Source organism: Thauera sp. WH-2, assembly GCF_048321015.1.
In the GTDB taxonomy this organism is placed as follows: domain Bacteria; phylum Pseudomonadota; class Gammaproteobacteria; order Burkholderiales; family Rhodocyclaceae; genus Thauera.
The window spans coordinates 42935-60593 of record NZ_JBLWFG010000006.1; the positions used below are offsets into that span (position 1 = coordinate 42935).

The 17659-nt window shown below is 66.7% G+C and carries 13 protein-coding genes and 2 tRNA genes; 10 read left to right on the forward strand and 5 right to left on the reverse strand.

Annotated elements, in window-relative coordinates; all coding sequences use genetic code 11:
* Window positions 1–386: 386 nt before the first annotated feature.
* Complete coding sequence (locus ACNKW1_RS11230; RefSeq protein WP_418364679.1) at window positions 387–3509, forward strand: Rne/Rng family ribonuclease; 3123 nt, start codon at window positions 387–389, stop codon at window positions 3507–3509.
* A 109-nt stretch (window positions 3510–3618) separates the two neighbouring features.
* Here the strand turns inward: ACNKW1_RS11230 and ACNKW1_RS11235 are convergent, their stop codons facing one another.
* Together ACNKW1_RS11235 and uvrB are read right to left on the reverse strand one after the other, a co-directional pair.
* Window positions 3619–4092 carry a low molecular weight protein-tyrosine-phosphatase gene (locus ACNKW1_RS11235; protein WP_418364680.1) on the reverse strand — a complete coding sequence of 158 codons (474 nt, stop codon included), beginning with the start codon at window positions 4090–4092 and terminating at the stop codon, window positions 3619–3621.
* Between the two features lie 39 nt (window positions 4093–4131).
* Window positions 4132–6219, reverse strand: coding sequence for an excinuclease ABC subunit UvrB (gene uvrB / locus ACNKW1_RS11240; RefSeq protein ID WP_418364681.1), 2088 nt, complete (start codon window positions 6217–6219; stop codon window positions 4132–4134).
* 151 nt (window positions 6220–6370) lie between these two features.
* On the opposite strand from uvrB, the gene ACNKW1_RS11245 reads away from it, so the two are divergent.
* From ACNKW1_RS11245 to ACNKW1_RS11270, 6 genes are all read left to right on the forward strand, one after another.
* Window positions 6371–7579 carry an amino acid aminotransferase gene (locus tag ACNKW1_RS11245; protein WP_418364682.1) on the forward strand — a complete coding sequence of 403 codons (1209 nt, stop codon included), beginning with the start codon at window positions 6371–6373 and terminating at the stop codon, window positions 7577–7579.
* Window positions 7580–7669: 90 nt separating this feature from the next.
* Window positions 7670–7745: transfer RNA gene (locus tag ACNKW1_RS11250), tRNA-Asn, on the forward strand.
* Between the two features lie 91 nt (window positions 7746–7836).
* Window positions 7837–7912: transfer RNA gene (locus ACNKW1_RS11255), tRNA-Asn, on the forward strand.
* Window positions 7913–8087: 175 nt separating this feature from the next.
* The gene (locus tag ACNKW1_RS11260; protein ID WP_418364683.1) at window positions 8088–8492 is read left to right on the forward strand and encodes a hypothetical protein; all 405 of its coding nucleotides are present in this window, start codon (window positions 8088–8090) and stop codon (window positions 8490–8492) included.
* A gap of 361 nt (window positions 8493–8853) precedes the next feature.
* A complete protein-coding gene (locus tag ACNKW1_RS11265; protein WP_418364684.1) occupies window positions 8854–10224 on the forward strand; it encodes a tryptophanase in 1371 nt (456 codons plus the stop codon).
* A gap of 20 nt (window positions 10225–10244) precedes the next feature.
* A complete protein-coding gene (locus tag ACNKW1_RS11270; protein ID WP_418364685.1) occupies window positions 10245–10856 on the forward strand; it encodes a DUF2238 domain-containing protein in 612 nt (203 codons plus the stop codon).
* 42 nt (window positions 10857–10898) lie between these two features.
* Here ACNKW1_RS11270 and ACNKW1_RS11275 read toward each other — a convergent pair whose 3' ends face one another.
* Window positions 10899–13328 (reverse strand): Lon protease family protein, encoded by a 2430-nt coding sequence (locus ACNKW1_RS11275; protein ID WP_418364686.1) that lies wholly within the window; start codon window positions 13326–13328, stop codon window positions 10899–10901.
* Window positions 13329–13520: 192 nt separating this feature from the next.
* On the opposite strand from ACNKW1_RS11275, the gene moaA reads away from it, so the two are divergent.
* Window positions 13521–14612, forward strand: a complete 1092-nt coding sequence (gene moaA, locus ACNKW1_RS11280) for a GTP 3',8-cyclase MoaA (protein WP_418364687.1) — start codon at window positions 13521–13523, stop codon at window positions 14610–14612.
* Window positions 14613–14667: 55 nt separating this feature from the next.
* Here the strand turns inward: moaA and ACNKW1_RS11285 are convergent, their stop codons facing one another.
* Together ACNKW1_RS11285 and ACNKW1_RS11290 are read right to left on the reverse strand one after the other, a co-directional pair.
* Window positions 14668–15291 carry a YceI family protein gene (locus tag ACNKW1_RS11285; protein ID WP_418364688.1) on the reverse strand — a complete coding sequence of 208 codons (624 nt, stop codon included), beginning with the start codon at window positions 15289–15291 and terminating at the stop codon, window positions 14668–14670.
* A 53-nt stretch (window positions 15292–15344) separates the two neighbouring features.
* A complete protein-coding gene (locus tag ACNKW1_RS11290) occupies window positions 15345–16142 on the reverse strand; it encodes a CDP-alcohol phosphatidyltransferase family protein (RefSeq protein ID WP_418364689.1) in 798 nt (265 codons plus the stop codon).
* An 84-nt stretch (window positions 16143–16226) separates the two neighbouring features.
* Here ACNKW1_RS11290 and ACNKW1_RS11295 point away from each other — a divergent pair, with 84 nt between their 5' ends.
* Together ACNKW1_RS11295 and ACNKW1_RS11300 are read left to right on the forward strand one after the other, a co-directional pair.
* Entirely contained in the window at window positions 16227–17273 is a 1047-nt protein-coding gene (locus tag ACNKW1_RS11295; protein WP_418364690.1) for a zinc-dependent alcohol dehydrogenase, read from the forward strand.
* Entirely contained in the window at window positions 17261–17659 is a 399-nt protein-coding gene (locus tag ACNKW1_RS11300; protein WP_418364691.1) for a 6-pyruvoyl trahydropterin synthase family protein, read from the forward strand. Before ACNKW1_RS11295 ends, ACNKW1_RS11300 begins: the two co-directional genes overlap by 13 nt.

Sequence of the window (17659 nt, forward strand, 5' to 3'; positions counted from 1 at the left end):
TCCTGCAGGTCGAAACATCTGCCAAGGAAGACGCAGGCAGACTGCTGGCAATGAGCCCTGAAGAGCGCTCCCGGCTACACCCTTGCATGCCATCCAAGGCCGAAAAGGCGCCGATGGTAACGCAAGCGATCACCTTCGACATACCCATCCAGCCCACGGGTTGGATTTTGACGTACAAGTCACACACGCAGGATCAAATGCTCCGGCCCGAAGCCCACACGGCACGCCGGGCGGGAGCAAGAGAATTTCGACCAGCCGACCCATCACAGCCCGATCAACCCACCGGATGAAAGCAGCAGCTCTACCCAATCGCTCCTGAACCCGGAAAGCGCGATGGTGCGCGCCGTTCGTCCTGCCCGTGTGATTTGCGCGGGAGAACGATCCAAATGAAGCGCATGCTTTTCAATGCGACGCAGGCCGAAGAACTGCGCGTCGCGATCGTGGACGGTCAGAAACTGATCGACCTCGATATCGAATCGGCCGCAAAAGAAGAACGCAAGAGCAACATCTACAAGGCGGTCATCACCCGTATCGAGCCCAGCCTCGAGGCGGCTTTCGTCGACTATGGCGCTGATCGCCACGGCTTTCTGCCGTTCAAGGAAATTTCCCGGGCCTATTTCCAGCCGGGCGTGGATGCCGGCAAGGCCTCCATCAAGGAGGCACTGAAGGAAGGCCAGGAGCTCATCGTCCAGGTCGAGAAGGACGAGCGCGGCAACAAGGGTGCAGCGCTCACCACCTACATCTCGCTGGCGGGCCGCTACCTCGTGCTCATGCCCAACAACCCGCGCGGCGGCGGTGTCTCGCGCCGCGTCGAGGGTGACGAGCGCGCCGAGTTGCGCGAGAACATGGACCAGCTCGAAGTGCCCCAGGGCATGAGCTTGATCGCCCGCACCGCAGCCATCGGCCGCAGTGCCGAAGAACTGCAGTGGGACCTCAACTACCTGCTGCAGCTGTGGCGCGCGATCGAGGGTGCCGCCCAGAGCCAGTCCGGCGCCTTCCTCATCTATCAGGAAGGCAGCCTGGTCATCCGCGCGATCCGCGATTACTTCCAGCCCGATATCGGTGAGATCCTGATCGACACCGACGACATCTACGAGCAGGCCACGCAGTTCATGGCCCACGTGATGCCGGGCAACGTCGCCCGAGTGAAGCGCTACAGTGACGACGTGCCGCTGTTCTCGCGCTTCCAGATCGAGCACCAGATCGAATCCGCCTATTCGCGCCAGGTGAACCTGCCTTCGGGCGGTGCGGTCGTGATCGACCACACCGAGGCGCTGGTCTCGATCGACGTCAACTCGGGCCGTGCCACCAAGGGCTCGGATATCGAGGAAACCGCCTTCCGCACCAACTGCGAGGCAGCCGACGAGATCGCCCGCCAGTTGCGCCTGCGCGACCTGGGCGGCCTGATCGTGATCGACTTCATCGACATGGAGTCGGCCAAGAACCAACGCGAGGTCGAGAACCGCCTGCGCGACGCACTGCGCCACGACCGCGCCCGCGTGCAGACGGGCAAGATCAGCCGCTTCGGCCTCCTCGAACTGTCGCGCCAGCGCCTGCGTCCGGCGCTGGCCGAGACCAGCTACATCCCCTGCCCGCGCTGCAACGGCACCGGCCACATCCGCAGCACCGAATCGTCGGCCCTGCACATCGTCCGCATCCTCGAAGAAGAGGCCATGAAGGACAACACGGGCGCAGTGCACCTGCAGGTGCCGGTCGACGTGGCCACCTTCCTGCTCAACGAGAAACGGGTCGACATCGCACGCATCGAGATGCGCCACAAGGTGCAGCTGATCATCGTGCCGAACCGCCACCTCGAGACGCCGGCACACGAGATCATTCGCCTGCGTCACGACCAGCTCAACGCCGAAGACATCGCGCTGGCCAGCTACCAGATGGTGCAAAAGCCCGCCGAGGAGGACGCCCGTCTGCCCTCCAAGGCCAACGAGCGCCCCGCCCGTCCTGAAGCAGCGGTCAAGGGTATCGCACCATCACAGCCCGCCCCGGTCACGGCCCCCGCGCCCGCCGCTGCGGCTGCGCCTGCCGCCAAGGGCCTGTTCGCACGTCTGTTCGGCTGGCTCTCGGGTGGTAAGGCGGAATCCGCGCCTTCGCCCGCAGCGGTCATCGAGGAAACGCCCAAGCGCGAGCCGCGCGGTCGCAGTGAGCGCAACGGCGAAGGCCGCCGCAGCAACGGCAACCGTAGCCGGCGTGGCGAACGCGACGGCGAATCGCAGCAGGGCGGCCGCAGTGGCCGTGGCGAGCGCACCGAGCGAACCGAGCGAACCGAACGCAGCGAACGCCCCGAGGGCGCCGAGAAACCTCAGCGCAGCCAGGGCGAACGAGGCGAACGCGCAGAGCGCAGTGAGGGCAGCCGCCGCGGCCGTGGCCAGCGCGGCAACCGCAGCGAGGACAGCACGGAGCGCAGCACAGAGAACCGCGCACCGAGCGCAGAGGAAGAGCTGCTAAAGACCGCCGCTGCTGCAAGCATGGCCGTCCCGAGCACCGATACTGGCGCGGCGGAAGTCGACGCGACCGCACAGGCGGAATCCACCGAGGGCGAAACGGCACCGTCCGAGAAGCGCCGTCGGCGCGGCCGCGGCCGTGGCCGTCGCACCAGCGAAGGCCAGGCGGTCGCCTCCGCCGCTGAGTCGAGCGACGGCGATGAAGCGCGCGACGACTCCGCGCCCGCAGCAGAAGCGCCCTCTGCCGAAGCGACCGCTACCGCAGGCGAACCCGCAGCCGAAACCGTGAGCGCCGCAGCGGCCGCCGAGGCTGCCCCGCAGGCAGTCGACACCATCGCCGGGATCCCCTCCCCGGAGACCGAACAGGCTGCAGCCGAGCTTCCGGTCGCCGTCGCGGCAGCCGAAACCGTGCAGACCGAAGAGGCCACGCCGCCCGAGCAGGCTCCGGCACCGCTGCCGGTGGAAGCCGGTGCGGTCGCCACCGAGCGCGATGCCCCTCAGGTCGCTGCCACCCAGGTCGCCCACGCCGAGGCAGTCAGCGCAACAGTGGCCGAGCAACCCGAAACCACTGCGCCCGCCGCTGAACCGGAGGCTGCAACGGAACAGGCGGCAAGCGCGGTCGCCAGCCAGGAACCGGTCGAGCACGAAAAGGTGGAGGCTTCCCTCGCAGAAGCCGTCGAGCAGCAGACGGTTGCGATCGAAGCCGCTGCCGCCGAAGCTGTTGCCACCGACGCCGTTTCCATCGAATCGGCGCCAGAGGCCGCTGCAGAAGTGGAGCGTGCTCCTGCACCGCTCGCCCCGACTGCGGTACCCGAAACGCCGGCGAGTGAGGCACAGACCGTGGCCACGGAGACCGAGGCAGCTCAGCCCGCAGGCGCATCTGAGGCGCCGGCCGCGGACAGCGGCCTGATCAAGATTGAAACTGATCCCGGCAAGCTCTCCCAGTTCGGCACGGGCGCCGTCGAAGCGCCCGTCCGTCTGGGCCGCAAGCCGCGTCCGGCACCGGTGGTTATCGACGAACCGCTGCAACAGGTCGAAACGCAGAAGTAAGCCTTACAGGCAGAGCGTCTCACGCGGAAGAAGGCCATCCAAAATCGGATGGCCTTCTTTTCGTCCGCACCCTGCGCCATCCCACCGGAAAGGCGCCGCCAGCCAGAACTCAGACCCGGGTTGCCACCGCATCCAGCAGCCCGCGCACGCCGTGCTCGCACATGTCGAGCACGAGATCGAAGCCGCGCGGCCCACCGTAGTACGGATCGGGCACCTCGTCACCAAAGCGTCGCAAACCGTCGAATTCCAGAAACAGCCGCAGCCGCGGCTGGTATACCGGTGGGCACTGGCGCCGCATCGCTTCCAGATGGCCGCGGTCCATCGCCAGCAGCAGGTCGAACTCGAGGAAATCACGCGCCTCAAGCTTGCGCGCGCGTAGGCCCGACAGGTCGTAACCGCGCTGCTGCGCGGCCTTCTGCGTACGTGGATCGGGCGCCTCGCCGGCGTGGTAACCATGCGTGCCGGCAGAATCGACTTCCACCAGGCCACTGAGTCCACCGGTCTCGATGAAGTGCCGCGCAACGCCCTCCGCGGTTGGCGAACGGCAGATATTCCCAGTGCAGACGAAAAGAACCCTCGTCATTTCATCCCCTCCTTCCGATGCATTCTTCTTGTTCGTTCGTCAAACGCTGCCGTGCTGGTCTGCGCCAAATGCGCGCTGGCGAAGCTTGAACAACTCGTCGCGCGCCGCAGCGGCCTTCTCGAACTCCAGGTTGCGGGCGTGTTCCTGCATCTCCTTTTCCAGGCGCTTGATCGCCCGCGCCAGCGACTTCTCGTCCATCACCGCGTAGTCGGCGTCCTTCTCGGCCACACGGGCGGCGTCACGCTTGGCCCCATCCGAATCATAGACCCCGTCGATGATGTCCTTGATGCGTTTTGTCACCGACTTGGGCACGATGCCGTTCGCCTCGTTGAAGGCGACCTGCTTCTGCCGGCGGCGCTCGGTCTCGCCGATGGCCGCCTTCATCGAATCGGTCATGCGGTCGGCGTAGAGGATGGCGGTGCCGTGGAGGTGGCGCGCAGCGCGACCGATGGTCTGGATCAGCGAGCGTTCGGAGCGCAGGAAACCCTCCTTGTCCGCATCCAGGATCGCCACCAGCGACACCTCTGGAATATCCAGACCCTCGCGCAGCAGGTTGATGCCCACCAGCACGTCGAACTCGCCCAGGCGCAGGTCGCGGATGATCTCGACGCGCTCCACAGTGTCGATGTCCGAATGCAGGTAGCGCACGCGGATGCCGTTGTCGGCGAGGTAGTCGGTGAGGTCCTCGGCCATGCGCTTGGTCAGCACGGTGACCAGCACGCGCTCGTTCACCTCGAGCCGCTTCTTGATCTCGGTGAGCAGGTCATCCACCTGCGTCATCGCCGGGCGCACCTCGACCACCGGATCAATCAGGCCGGTCGGGCGCACCACCTGCTCCACCACCTGCCCCTGGTGTTCCTCCTCGTACTTCGCCGGCGTCGCCGACACGAAAACGGTCTGCGGCATCAGGCGCTCGAACTCGTCGAACTTCAGCGGCCGGTTGTCCAGCGCCGAGGGCAGGCGGAAGCCGTAGCCGACGAGGTTCTCCTTGCGCGAGCGGTCGCCCTTGTACATGCCGCCCACCTGCCCGATGGCGACGTGCGACTCGTCGATGAACAGCAGCGCGTCCTGCGGCAGGTAGTCAATCAGGGTGGGCGGTGGCTCGCCGGGGCCTCGGCCGGAGAGGTGGCGCGAGTAGTTCTCGATGCCCTTGCAGAAGCCCATCTCGTTCAACATCTCGAGATCGAAGCGGGTGCGCTGCTCGATGCGCTGCGCCTCCACCAACTTGCCCTCGCGCTGGAACAGCGCGATGCGCTCCTTCAGCTCCTCCTTGATCTTCTCGATCGCCTCGAGCACCGTGGCGCGCGGGGTCACGTAGTGGCTGGACGGATACACGGTGAAGCGCGCCAGCTTGTGCTTGAGGTGGCCGGTGAGCGGATCGAACAGGGTCAGATGCTCGATCTCGTCGTCGAACATCTCGATACGCACCGCAAGCTCGGCGTTCTCCGCCGGGAAAACGTCAATCACGTCGCCGCGCACGCGGAAGGTACCGCGGCGGAAATCGATGTCGGCGCGGGTGTACTGCATCGCCACCAGGCGCTGGATGAGGTCGCGATGCGCCATGCGCTCGCCCTCGCGCAGGTGCAGGATCATCGCGTGGTAATCCACCGGGTCGCCGATGCCGTAGATGCACGACACCGTCGCCACGATCACCACGTCGCGGCGCTCCATCAGGCTCTTGGTCGCCGACAGCCGCATCTGCTCGATGTGCTCGTTGATCGACGAATCCTTCTCGATGAAGAGATCGCGCGAGGGCACGTAGGCTTCGGGCTGGTAGTAGTCGTAGTAGCTGACGAAGTACTCGACCGCGTTCTCGGGCAGGAACTCCTTGAACTCCGCGTACAGCTGCGCCGCCAGCGTCTTGTTCGGCGCCAGCACCAGCGCCGGCCGCCCCATGCGGGCGATCACGTTGGCCATGGTGTAGGTCTTGCCAGAGCCGGTCACGCCGAGCAGGGTCTGGTACATCAGGCCGTCCTCCACACCCTCGCACAGCAGGCGGATCGCCTCGGGCTGGTCGCCCGCCGGCGGAAAGGGCTGGTGCAGGCGGAAGGGACTGCCCTCGAAGCCGAGCACCGTCCCGCCATGCTGCGGTGCATCGTTTCCGGCGCTATTGCCTTGAGTCGTCATGCTAAAATTCCCGCTCCATTCCGGTGCATCGCCGCATGGCGAGGCCGGACGAAAACGCCGATTATTTCCCAAATCGCGTGACAAGGCACGGCGCAAGTCCGTTCCCACCACGCACACCCACCGCTGCCCTACCGGAACAACTGGAGTCCTCATGTCCGCTTCGATCTTCGCCGCCGTCGAGATGGCGCCCCGTGACCCGATCCTTGGCCTCAACGAGGCCTTCGCCGCCGACACCCGCGCCGAGAAGGTCAACCTCGGCGTCGGCGTGTACTACGACGACAACGGCAAGATCCCGCTGCTCGCCGCCGTGCGCGCCGCCGAGAAGGCACGCCTCGAAGCCATGCCGCCGCGCGGCTATCAGCCGATCGAAGGCCCCGCCGCCTACAACAACGCGGTGCAGGGCCTGCTCTTCGGCAAGGACTCGCAGCTCGCCACCAGCGGCCAGACCATCACCGTCGAGGCCCTCGGCGGCACCGGCGCGCTCAAGGTCGGCGCCGACTACCTCAAGCGCCTGGTGCCCGGCGCCACCGTCTACATTTCCGACCCGAGCTGGGAGAACCACCGCGCGCTGTTCGAGTCCGCCGGCTTCCCGGTCGAAAACTACCCCTACTACGAGGCCGCCACCCGCGGCGTGAACTTCGCCGGCATGAAGGCCAAGCTCGACAGCCTGCAACCCGGCTCGATCATCGTGTTGCACGCCTGCTGCCACAACCCTACCGGCGCCGACCTGTCCGATGCGCAGTGGGACGAAGTGGTCGCCGTGTGCCGTGAGCGCGGCCTCATCCCCTTCCTCGACATGGCCTACCAGGGCTTTGCCGAAGGCATCGACGCCGACGCCGTGGCCGTGCGCGCCCTGTCGGCCAGCGGCCTGCAGTTCTTCGTGTCGAGCTCGTTCTCGAAGAGTTTCTCGCTCTACGGCGAGCGCGTCGGCGCACTGTCCATCGTCACCGCCAGCAAGGAAGAAGCCGGCCGCGTGCTGTCGCAGGTCAAGCGCGTGATCCGCACCAACTACTCCAACCCGCCGATCCATGGCGGCGCCATCGTCGCCGCGGTGCTGTCCTCGCCCGAGCTGCGCCAGATGTGGGAAGACGAGCTCGGCGGCATGCGCGAACGCATCCGCGCCATGCGCACCGGCCTGGTCGAGCAGCTCAAGGCGGCGGGCGTGGCGCAGGACTTCTCCTTCGTGATCAAGCAGCGCGGCATGTTCTCCTACACGGGCCTGACCGCCGCACAGGTCGAGACGCTGAAGTCCGACTTCGGCATCTACGCCGTCTCGACCGGCCGCATCTGCCTGGCCGCGCTCAACTCGAAGAACATCGGCTACGTCGCCAAGGCGATCGCGCAGGTGGTCAAGGGCTGACACCGGAGCACGTCGAGGCAGGCGGCATCCAGAAAAACGCCGCTCTGCCTTGACGCGCGCGCGTGGTCTGCCTAAAATGCGCGCCTCTGTTCCCCGATAGCTCAGTCGGTAGAGCGCCGGACTGTTAATCCGTAGGTCCCTGGTTCGAGCCCAGGTCGGGGAGCCAAGTTTCAGGACTTGGTGTTTCTCACAGGAACAGCAAGTCGCAGCGAAGGCTGCAGAAGAGTAACTCGCAGCGAAAGCTGTAAAAAGGTAATTCCCCGATAGCTCAGTCGGTAGAGCGCCGGACTGTTAATCCGTAGGTCCCTGGTTCGAGCCCAGGTCGGGGAGCCAGCATCAAACGAGAGTGCCATCCTTCGGGATGGCATTTTTCGTTTACGGGGATGCACGGCGCGAAAAGCTGCTCACCCATGACGTTCGCGCTGCCCACATGAAGTTACTGCTGCCGCATTCTCCGCCTCCACGAAGAACGCACCCCAATAAACGGTCCACAGGGTTATGAACCTTCGTGAGCGCCTTTGCCGATTATCAAGATGAAGGACAATTGATGAAAAAGCTATTCCCGATGCTGGCGCTCGTCTGCGCTCCGCTCTTTGCCGCAACTGCCGCACATGCTGATAACCTCGATTTTAGCCTCTTGAACAGGACTGGCTACGTGATAAGTGAGGTGTATGTCTCGTCAGCCTCAAGCAACGACTGGGAAGAAGACGTCATGGGCAGCGACGTCCTCGCGAACAGCGAAAGCGTCGACATCGAGTTCGAGCAAGGCTCGAAGGGCTGCCAATGGGACATGAAGGTGGTCTACGATGACGGCGAAGAAGCCGTGTGGGAAAACCTGAACCTGTGCTCCACTTCCAAGGTCTCGCTGCGGTACGACCGTAAGAAAGGTACTACTTGGGCGGAGCTGAACTAAGCCACCTCGATCCGTCCCGAGGCCTGCGGAAGGTAGTCGGACGGTTGCATAAGTGACATGCCCGTGAACGGTGGGAAATGCCAAGTTTCCCACCACTTTCTTGCGTTGCAAGAGGCATCTCAGTCTGACCAACAGCTCCTTCTAAGCAATAGCTTGCCGCACCAAGGATATGCTCACCACCCGGGCGGACCCGCAGACACCGCCAGCGGCGATTTTGCCGGCATCCTGCCCTCAGAGGTGATCACCCGCGATTAGGTCGCGAGTGGGAAGACGACCCGAACCTGTTGCAAATAAGCGACACCACGCTCCGGTTTTCGGTCTTAATTTCCCTGCTCCGTTCACGAATGCACTTGGAGCCGCCATGCCCACCACCCTGATCGAACCCTTCCGCATCAAGAGCATCGAGCCGATCCGCATGACCACGCGCGCCGAGCGCGAGCGCCTGCTGGACGAAGCCCGTCTCAACCCCTTCCGCCTGCGGGCCGAGGACGTGCTGATCGACTGGCTCACCGACTCGGGCACCGGTGCGATGTCGAGCCGGCAGTGGGGGGCGATCATGGAGGGCGACGAAAGCTACGCCGGCGCACGCAGCTTCTACCGCCTGCAGGCGGTGATCCGCGAACTCACAGGCATGGAGCACTTCATGCCCACGCATCAGGGCCGCGCCGCCGAGAAGGTGCTGTTCACCGCCGCATGCAGGAAGGGCGACGTGGTGCCCAACAACTGCCACTTCGACACCACGCGCGCCAACCTCGAATACCTCGGTGTCGAGGCACTCGACCTCGTCATCCCCGAAGGCCTGCAGCCGGCGCTGATCCACCCGTTCAAGGGCAACATCGACCTCGACCGCGTCGAGCACCTGCTGCGCACCCGCGGCGACAGCATCCCCTTCGGCATGATCACGGTGACCAACAACACCGGCGGCGGCCAGCCGGTGTCGATGGCCAACATGCGCGCCTATTCCGAGCTGCTGCACCGCCATGGCAAGCCGCTGATCATGGATGTGTGCCGCTTCGCCGAGAACGCGATGTTCATCAAGATGCGCGAGCCGGGCTACACGGACGTGCCGGTGAAGGCCATCGTGCAGGAAATGTTCTCGCTCGCCGACGGCTGCACCATGAGCGCGAAGAAGGACGGCATGGTCAATATCGGCGGCTTCATCGTGCTGCGCGACGAACAATGGATGGACGCGGTGCGCAACATGCTGATCCTCACCGAAGGCTTCCCGACTTACGGCGGCCTGGCGGGCCGGGATCTCGAGGCGCTCGCGGTGGGCCTGCAGGAAGGCATCGATGAGGACTACCTGCGCTATCGCCTGCGCACCGCGGAATACCTCGGCGAGCGACTGGAAACCGCCGGCGTGGGCATCGTGCGCCCAACCGGCGGCCACGCGGTGTATATCGACGCACGCAGCATCCTGCCCGACATGCCCGTCGAGCAATACCCCGCCTGGGCATTGTGCAACGCGCTCTATCTGCAGGGCGGCATCCGCGGCGTGGAGATCGGCTCGGTGATGTTCGGCAAGCGCCGCGAGGACGGCAGCGAGACTTACCACAGCATGGAGCTCGTGCGTCTGGCCTTCCCGCGCCGCATGTACACTCAGTCGCATTTCGATTACGCGGCCGAGGTGATCGCCGAGGTAAAGGAAGACGCACGTAACATCCGCGGCGTGCGGATCGTCAAGCAGCCGCCCTTCCTGCGCCACTTCACCTGCGAGTGTGCGTGGGCCTGAGAGCGGACCTCCCTCCTGCGATGCGCCTGCCCGTGACCCTCCTCGCAGTCGTCCTCACTGCGCTCGCAGCTTCAGGCGTCGCCCCATACGATCGCGGCGTGTGGTGGGCAGAGGTGGCACCGGTGCTCATTGCCATGCCCATCCTCGTCGCCACCGCACGGCGCTTTCCGCTCACCCCGCTCTGTTACGGGTTGATCGCCTTCTTCTCTCTGATTTTGATCCTGGGGGGCAGCTACACGTATGCGCGCGTACCGATCGGCTTCGTGGTGCAGGACTGGTTCGAGCTCGCGCGCAACCCCTACGACCGTTTCGGCCATTTCTTCCAGGGGGTGACGCCGGCCATCCTCGGGCGTGAGCTGCTGCTGCGCACCTCGCCGCTGCGCGCCGGAAAATGGCTGTTCGCGCTACTCACGCTGAGCTGCCTGGGGATCAGCGCGCTCTACGAGCTCGTGGAGTGGACGTCGGCCGTGCTGTGGGGCGGCGGTGCAGTGGAATTCCTCGGCACCCAGGGGGATCCTTGGGACGCGCAGGCCGACATGCTGATGGCGCTGCTGGGGGCAATGGGTGCACAACTGCTGCTGGGCCGGATGCACGACCGTCAACTGGCCGGACTGAAGCAGCGCCCGCACTGAACGCTGGTCGGGCGACGACCGATGGCAGTCGCCCGACCAGCCTTACACGGCGTGCCGGCGCCGGTGCTGGCGCGCGCCGGCCGAACCGTCGCCATCCGCGTGCGCATGCCGTGCCGCGGTCATTTCGGCGAGCACGGTGGCGATCTTGTGGTTCAGCGTACCCTTGGGGATGACACCCTTCGCATCCGGCTCGCCCGCCTCGACGCCGGTCAGTACCGTCATCGCCTCATCCACCGTCTTCACCGCGTGGATGTGGAACAAGCCCTTGGCCGCGGCCTCGACCACGTCTTCGCGCAACATCAGGTGGCGCACGCTCGCGGCCGGGATCACCACCCCATGCGAGCCGTCCAGCCCGCGTGCCTTGCACAGGTCGAAGAAGCCCTCGATCTTCTCGTTGACGCCACCGATCACCTGCACCTCACCGAACTGGTTCACCGAGCCGGTGATCGCAAAGCGCTGCTGGATGGGGATCTGCGTGAGCGCCGACAGCAGCGCGCACAGCTCGGCAAGCGAGGCGGAGTCGCCCTCGACCGGCGCATACGACTGCTCGAACACCAGGCTCGCCGACAGCGACAGCGGCTGGTGGCGGGCATAGCGCGCGGCGAGGAAGGCGGACAGGATCAGCACGCCCTTGGAGTGGATGGCACCGCCCAGCTCGGTCTCGCGCTCGATGTCGACCACATCGCCTTCGCCCATGCGCACGGTGGCGGTGATGCGTACCGGGTGACCGAAGAGCTCGCCGGCCAGTTCGATCACCACCAGCCCGTTGATCTGCCCGGCGCGTTCGCCGTCGGTGGAGATCAGCGTGGTGCCGTCCAGGATGGACTCCAGCACACGGGTCGGATAGCGGTCGGCACGACGCTTGCGGGCCGCGAGCGCATCTTCCACTTCGGTACGCCCGGTGACGGCCAACCCCTTGCCACGCGCATGAAAATCGGCCTCGCGCATCAGGTCGGACAGCGCGCGCGTGTTCAGCGACAGGCGCCCGGAGTCGTCCGCCAGACGCGAGGCTTCCTCCACCAGGCGCGCAACACCTTCGCGATGCACCGGGAGGAGCTTGGCCGTACGCACCAGCAGCGCCATCAGGCGCGCGTACTCGCACTCATTCCCGGGCGTTCGCGGCAGGTCATCATCGAAGTCGGCCGGCACCTTGAACAGGTCGGCGAACTCCGGATCGTGCTCCATGAGCAGGTAATACACGTCGCGATCGCCGATCAGCACCACCTTGAGCGCGCACGGCAGCGCCTCGGGCTCGAGCGTCAGCGCGCCGCTCCAGCCCTGCGCCTCGGCAGGCGGTTCGATGCGGATCTCACCCGCGCGCAGGCAGCGCTTGAGGCCTTCCCAGGCAAAGGGCTGCGACAGCAGGCGCTCGGCATCCAGCACCAGGTAGCCACCGTTGGCGCGATGCAGGGCACCGGCACGGATCAGGTTGAAGTGGCTGACCTGGTTGCCCTGCTGCACGATGTGTTCGATGCGGCCAATCAGGTTGCCGTAGCCCGGGTTGTTCTCGAACACCACCGGCGCGCCCTGAGAGGCCGAATGGTCGACCAGCAGCTTGACCTGGTAGCGGTGGTAACGGGTGTTCTCCTCCGGCTCGGGTGCCTCCTCATCCTCCTCATCCAGCATCGTGCCCTTGATCGCGGAGTCGAGCACGTCGCGCTCCACGGCGTCGAGGAAGGCGAGCACCTCGGACAGATCCTCATGCGCCTCACGCACCTCGCGCAGCAGGTGCGCGACGGCCGGGCCCAGCACCTCGCGCTCGGCGCGCTCGATGGATTCACGCACTGCCTTGCGCCAGCCGGGGAAGTCGTTGAGCAGATCCTCCAGGCGGTCGCTCCAGGCGCCGACGCGCGCCTCGATGGTCTTGCGCTCGTCTTCGGGCAAGGCCTCGAAAACCTCGGGCGACATCGCTTCGCCCTCCCTGGTGGGTGCGAACACGAAGCCCTCGGGCGTCTGCATCAGGGAAATGTTCTCGGCTGCGCAGGCCTGGCCGAGCTCGCGCAGGGCGGCCTCCTCGCGCGCCTTGTGCGCACTCTGCAGCGATTCGACGCGATCTACGTGCGCATCGCTGTCGAGCGCGGCACCGAGCGCCGGCCCGAGGTCGCGGATGAAGGTCTGCATGTGCGTACGCAACGCCCCGCCCCGTCCGGCAGGCAGCGCGAGCAGCTTCGGCTTGAGCGGCTCGCCGAAGTTGTGCAGGTAGCACAGGTCGGGCGGCACGAGTTCGCTCGCCGCGCGTTCGTGCAGCAGCCGGAAGGTGGTGGCGTGCTTGCCGCTGCCCGTCTCGCCCAGCACAAAGACGTGATAGCCGGTGTGCCCCATCGCGAGCCCGAAGCGGATCGCTTCCACGGCGCGCGCCTGGCCGAGGTCGCCGGCATGTTCGATGAGGGATTCGGTGGTTTCGAAGGTGAAGCAGGCGGGGTCGCACTGCTTGCGCAGCGCCGTTGCCGGCAGCGGCACGAGATCGGCCATGTTTGATTCTTCTCCTGATGCCGGATCGATCCGGAGCGCAATGATACACCCCGCCTTCGCGGCCCGCGCCCACAGGCTGCCACGCCTTGACCCGCATCACGATGCGCCCCAGCGCGAACCCTGCCGCGAACCGTGCCTTGCATCGCGTTGTCCATGCTTTGATAATCCTGCAACCCGACCCCGCCGCCGACCATGAAAGTCATCCCGATCCAGCAGCTTGCTCCGAGCAACGCACCCCACACCGAGGTGCCCGACCCGGCCTCACGCCCAGCCCCGGGTGAAGCGCTTGTCGACCGCCGCGGGCGCGAGGTACGCGACCTGCGCATCTCGGTCACGGACCGCTGCAACTTCCGCTGCGTGTATTGCATGCCGCGCGAGGTGTTCGGCGACGACTATGCCTTCCTGCCCAGGCGCGAACTGCTCAGTTTCGAGGAGATCCTGCGTGTGGCGCACCTGTTCGCGGCACGCGGCGTGCGCAAGATCCGCATCACCGGGGGCGAGCCGCTGCTGCGCAAGGACGTCGAGCGCCTGATCGAGATGCTCGCCCGTCTGGACGGGGTGGAGATCACGCTGACCACGAACGGCGTGCTGCTGCCCCGCATGGCGCAGCGCCTGGCCGACGCCGGCCTGCATCGGGTCACCGTGAGCCTAGATGCGCTGGACGACGCCCTGTTCCGGCGCATGAACGACGCCGACTACCCGGTCGAGAAGGTGCTCGAAGGCATCGACGCCGCACGGGCAGCCGGGCTGGGTCCGATCAAGGTGAACATGGTCGTCAAGCGCGGCACCAACGACGGTGACATCGAGGCCATGGCCACCCATTTCCGCCATAGTGGGCACATCCTGCGCTTCATCGAGTTCATGGACGTAGGCGCCTCGAACGGGTGGAAGATGGACGAAGTACTGCCCTCGCGCGAGGTTGTCGCACGCATCGACCGCCTGTTCCCGCTCGAACCTGCCGACCCGAACTACGTGGGCGAGGTCGCCGAACGCTGGCGCTACAAGGATGGCGCAGGTGAAATCGGTGTGATCTCCTCGGTCACGCAGGCCTTCTGCTCAAGCTGCACACGCATCCGACTATCCACCGAAGGGCAACTCTACACCTGCCTGTTCGCCCAGCAGGGTCACGACCTGCGCACCTTGCTTCGCACCGGCGCGGACGACGCACAGATCGACGCCGTCATCGCCCGTGTCTGGAATGGCCGTGACGACCGCTATTCGGAGATCCGCACGGCGGCAACGGCGGCGCAGCGCAAGATCGAGATGTCCTACATCGGCGGTTGAGGCGACGACGGCTGCCGGGTGAGGCACCGCCGCACCCGGTCCCTTGTCGAATCGCTCAATCCCGGATCGCCTCTAGTTCGAAGCGCAGTTGCACCGCATCGCCGACCATGCCGCCCTTGAGCGCATAGTCCATCCCCCACTCGCTGCGTAGCAGGGTGGTACGGGCCGAGATGCCCAGCGTGTGCTTGCGATGGCCGAAGGGATAGCTCGCCACCTTGTTCAGCGACACGTCCAGCGTCACCGGTCGCGTCTTGCCGAGCAGGGTGAGATTGCCGCCGAGCCGGCCCTCGAGCCGCCCGTCACGCTCGCCCGTCAGCTCGAAGCCCGTGGCCTCGAAGACGATTTCCGGATAGCGCCCGGCGTCGAGGAAATCGCTGTCGCGCACATGACGGTCGCGCGCCTCGTGGTTGCTGAACACGCTGTCGGCGGCCACGACGACCTTCCCCGACACCAGCGTGCGCGCCTCCTCGTCATACACGAAGCTGCCGCGCGCCTTGAGGAACATGCCGATCACGTCGGCGTAGCCCACGTGATTGACCTGAAAGCCTATCGCGAAATGATCGGGATCGATCGTGTAGCCGTGCGGCTCGGCCCAGGCCGGCGCAGCGCCCAGAGCGGCCGCCGCGAGCCCTGCCGCAAGCCAGGGACGCAGGCCGAAAAACCGTGTGTTCCTCTTCATCCTGTCTTCCTCCTTACGCTTCCAACCCGTGCCGGCGAGCGCCCGGCACCCATTCAGGCGTCGACGCGGCCATGCGCGCGCCGCCACCGGACATCGACCGCGAACGACCACGCCAGCAGCGCCAGTGCCAGCACCAGCAGCGGCACCGCGAGCGCGGGCTTCACCATCGGCAGCAGGCTCACGAGCAGGCTGGCGACCTGCCACACACACACCAGCTTGCGCCGCCGACTCTCGGGCAGCGGCCCTTCGAGCCAGGGCCAGACGAACATCGCCGCCACGAAGCCGTAACGCATCGCCCCGATCGCCAGCACCCACGACCCCGCCTTGTCCATCAGCAGCAGATGCACGCACAGGATCAGGATCAGGAAGGCGTCGAGCTCCATATCGAAGCGCGCGCCGAACGCGCTCTCGCAGCCGCAGCGCCGCGCCACCCAGCCATCGACGCCGTCCATCAGCAGCGCCAGCGCGGCGACCAGGGCAAGCGCGGTCGCGTGCTGCTGCGCCCACGCCGGCGCCGCCAGCGCCCCCGCCACCAGCGCCACCAGCGCGGCGCGCAACAGGGTCACGCGGTTGGCCGGCCCCAGCCCGCGGCGCGTATCCGGCCACGCGTGCAGGATCAGGGCGCCCACCGCCGCCATCACCACCGCCGCCACACCCGCGACGCGGAGCGGCAGGGCCATCACACTCGCCGCCAGCGCGCCGAGTGCGATCGTCACCGCGAGCCCGCCCGCCAACTCCAGCCAGAGCTGCGGCCACGAAGCCTGCGTCGCGGGCATGCCGTCCTCGTTCATGCTCTCCTCGCCTCCGGCGCCTCGGTCGCGGCGCGCTGCTACCATGTCGGCTTCGATCATCGGACCGCGCGAAGGGTTCGCGCAAGACGGCGGAAACACCCAGCCGACTCCACCCCTCGCCTTACGAACGCCCAGGAACACAGGATGCCCGACACCAACCTCGCGTTCTGGACCCTCGCCCCGGGACACGGCGCCCTGCGCCCGGCGCCGCTGCGCCCGCTGCAGGACGGCGAAGTCCTCGTGCGCAACCTCTACAGCGGCATCAGCCGCGGCACCGAGAGCCTGGTGTATCGCGGCGAGGTGCCGGCGAGCGAATACCAGCGCATGCGCGCGCCCTTCCAGGAGGGCGCGTTTCCCGGTCCGGTCAAGTACGGCTACATCAGCGTCGGCGTCGTCGAGGCCGGCGCGGGACCCGATGCCGAAGCCCTCTGCGCCCGCCCGGTGTTCTGCCTTCATCCGCACCAGCAGCGCTACATCGTGCCGGCGGCGGCCGTGCTGCCCCTGCCCGACGGCCTGCCGCCCGCGCGCGCGGTGCTCGCCGCCAACATGGAGACCGCGATCAACGGCTGCTGGGACGGCGCGCCCAGCGTGGGCGACCGCATCGCTGTCGTCGGCGCCGGCGTGGTCGGCAGCCTGGTCGCCTGGCTGTGCAACCGCATCCCCGGCACCGACGTCGAACTGATCGACATCGACCCCGGCCGCGCGCGGCTCGCGGAGGCGCTCGGCCTCACACACCGCCTGCCCGATGCGGCGCGCGGCGACTGCGACCTCGTCTTCCACGCCAGCGGCAACCCTGCCGGCCTTGCCACCGCACTGGCGCTCGCGGGCCAGGAAGCGAGCATCATCGAGATGAGCTGGTACGGCAGCGCGCAGGTCGGCCTGCCGCTGGGCGGCGCCTTCCACGCGCGCCGGCTCGCCATCCGCTCCAGCCAGGTCGGCCACTTGCCGCCCCAGCGCAGCCCGCGCTGGGACCACCGCCGCCGCATGGAACTCGCGCTGCGCCTGCTCGTCGACGCCCGACTCGATGCGCTGATCAGCGGCGAGACGGATTTCGCCGCGCTGCCCGCGCTCATGCACCGCCTCGCCCACGCACCGGCAGGCGCGCTGTGCGAGCGCATCCGCTACCCGGGCGCCGACGCCCACCAGACCGCTCACCCCCACGACTCCGGAGATCCCGCATGTACAGCCTGACCGTCCGCGACCACATCATGATCGCCCACAGTTTCCGCGGCGAGATCTTCGGCCCGGCGCAGCGCGTGCATGGCGCCACCTATCTGGTCGACGCCTGCTTCCAGCGCGCCGAGCTCGATGCCGACGGCCTCGTGGTCGACATCGGCCTCGCCAGCGACACGCTCAAGGCGGTGCTCACCGAGTTCAACTTCCGCAACCTCGACGACGAACCCGCGCTCCAAGGCCGCAACACCACCACCGAGTTCATGGCGCGCGTGATCTTCGACCGCATGGCGGCCGCCATCCGGGACGGCCGTCTCGGCGCGGGCGGCCAGGGCCTGCAGCACCTGAAGATCACCCTTCACGAATCGCACATCGCGTGGGCGAGCTACGAAGGCGCGCTGTGA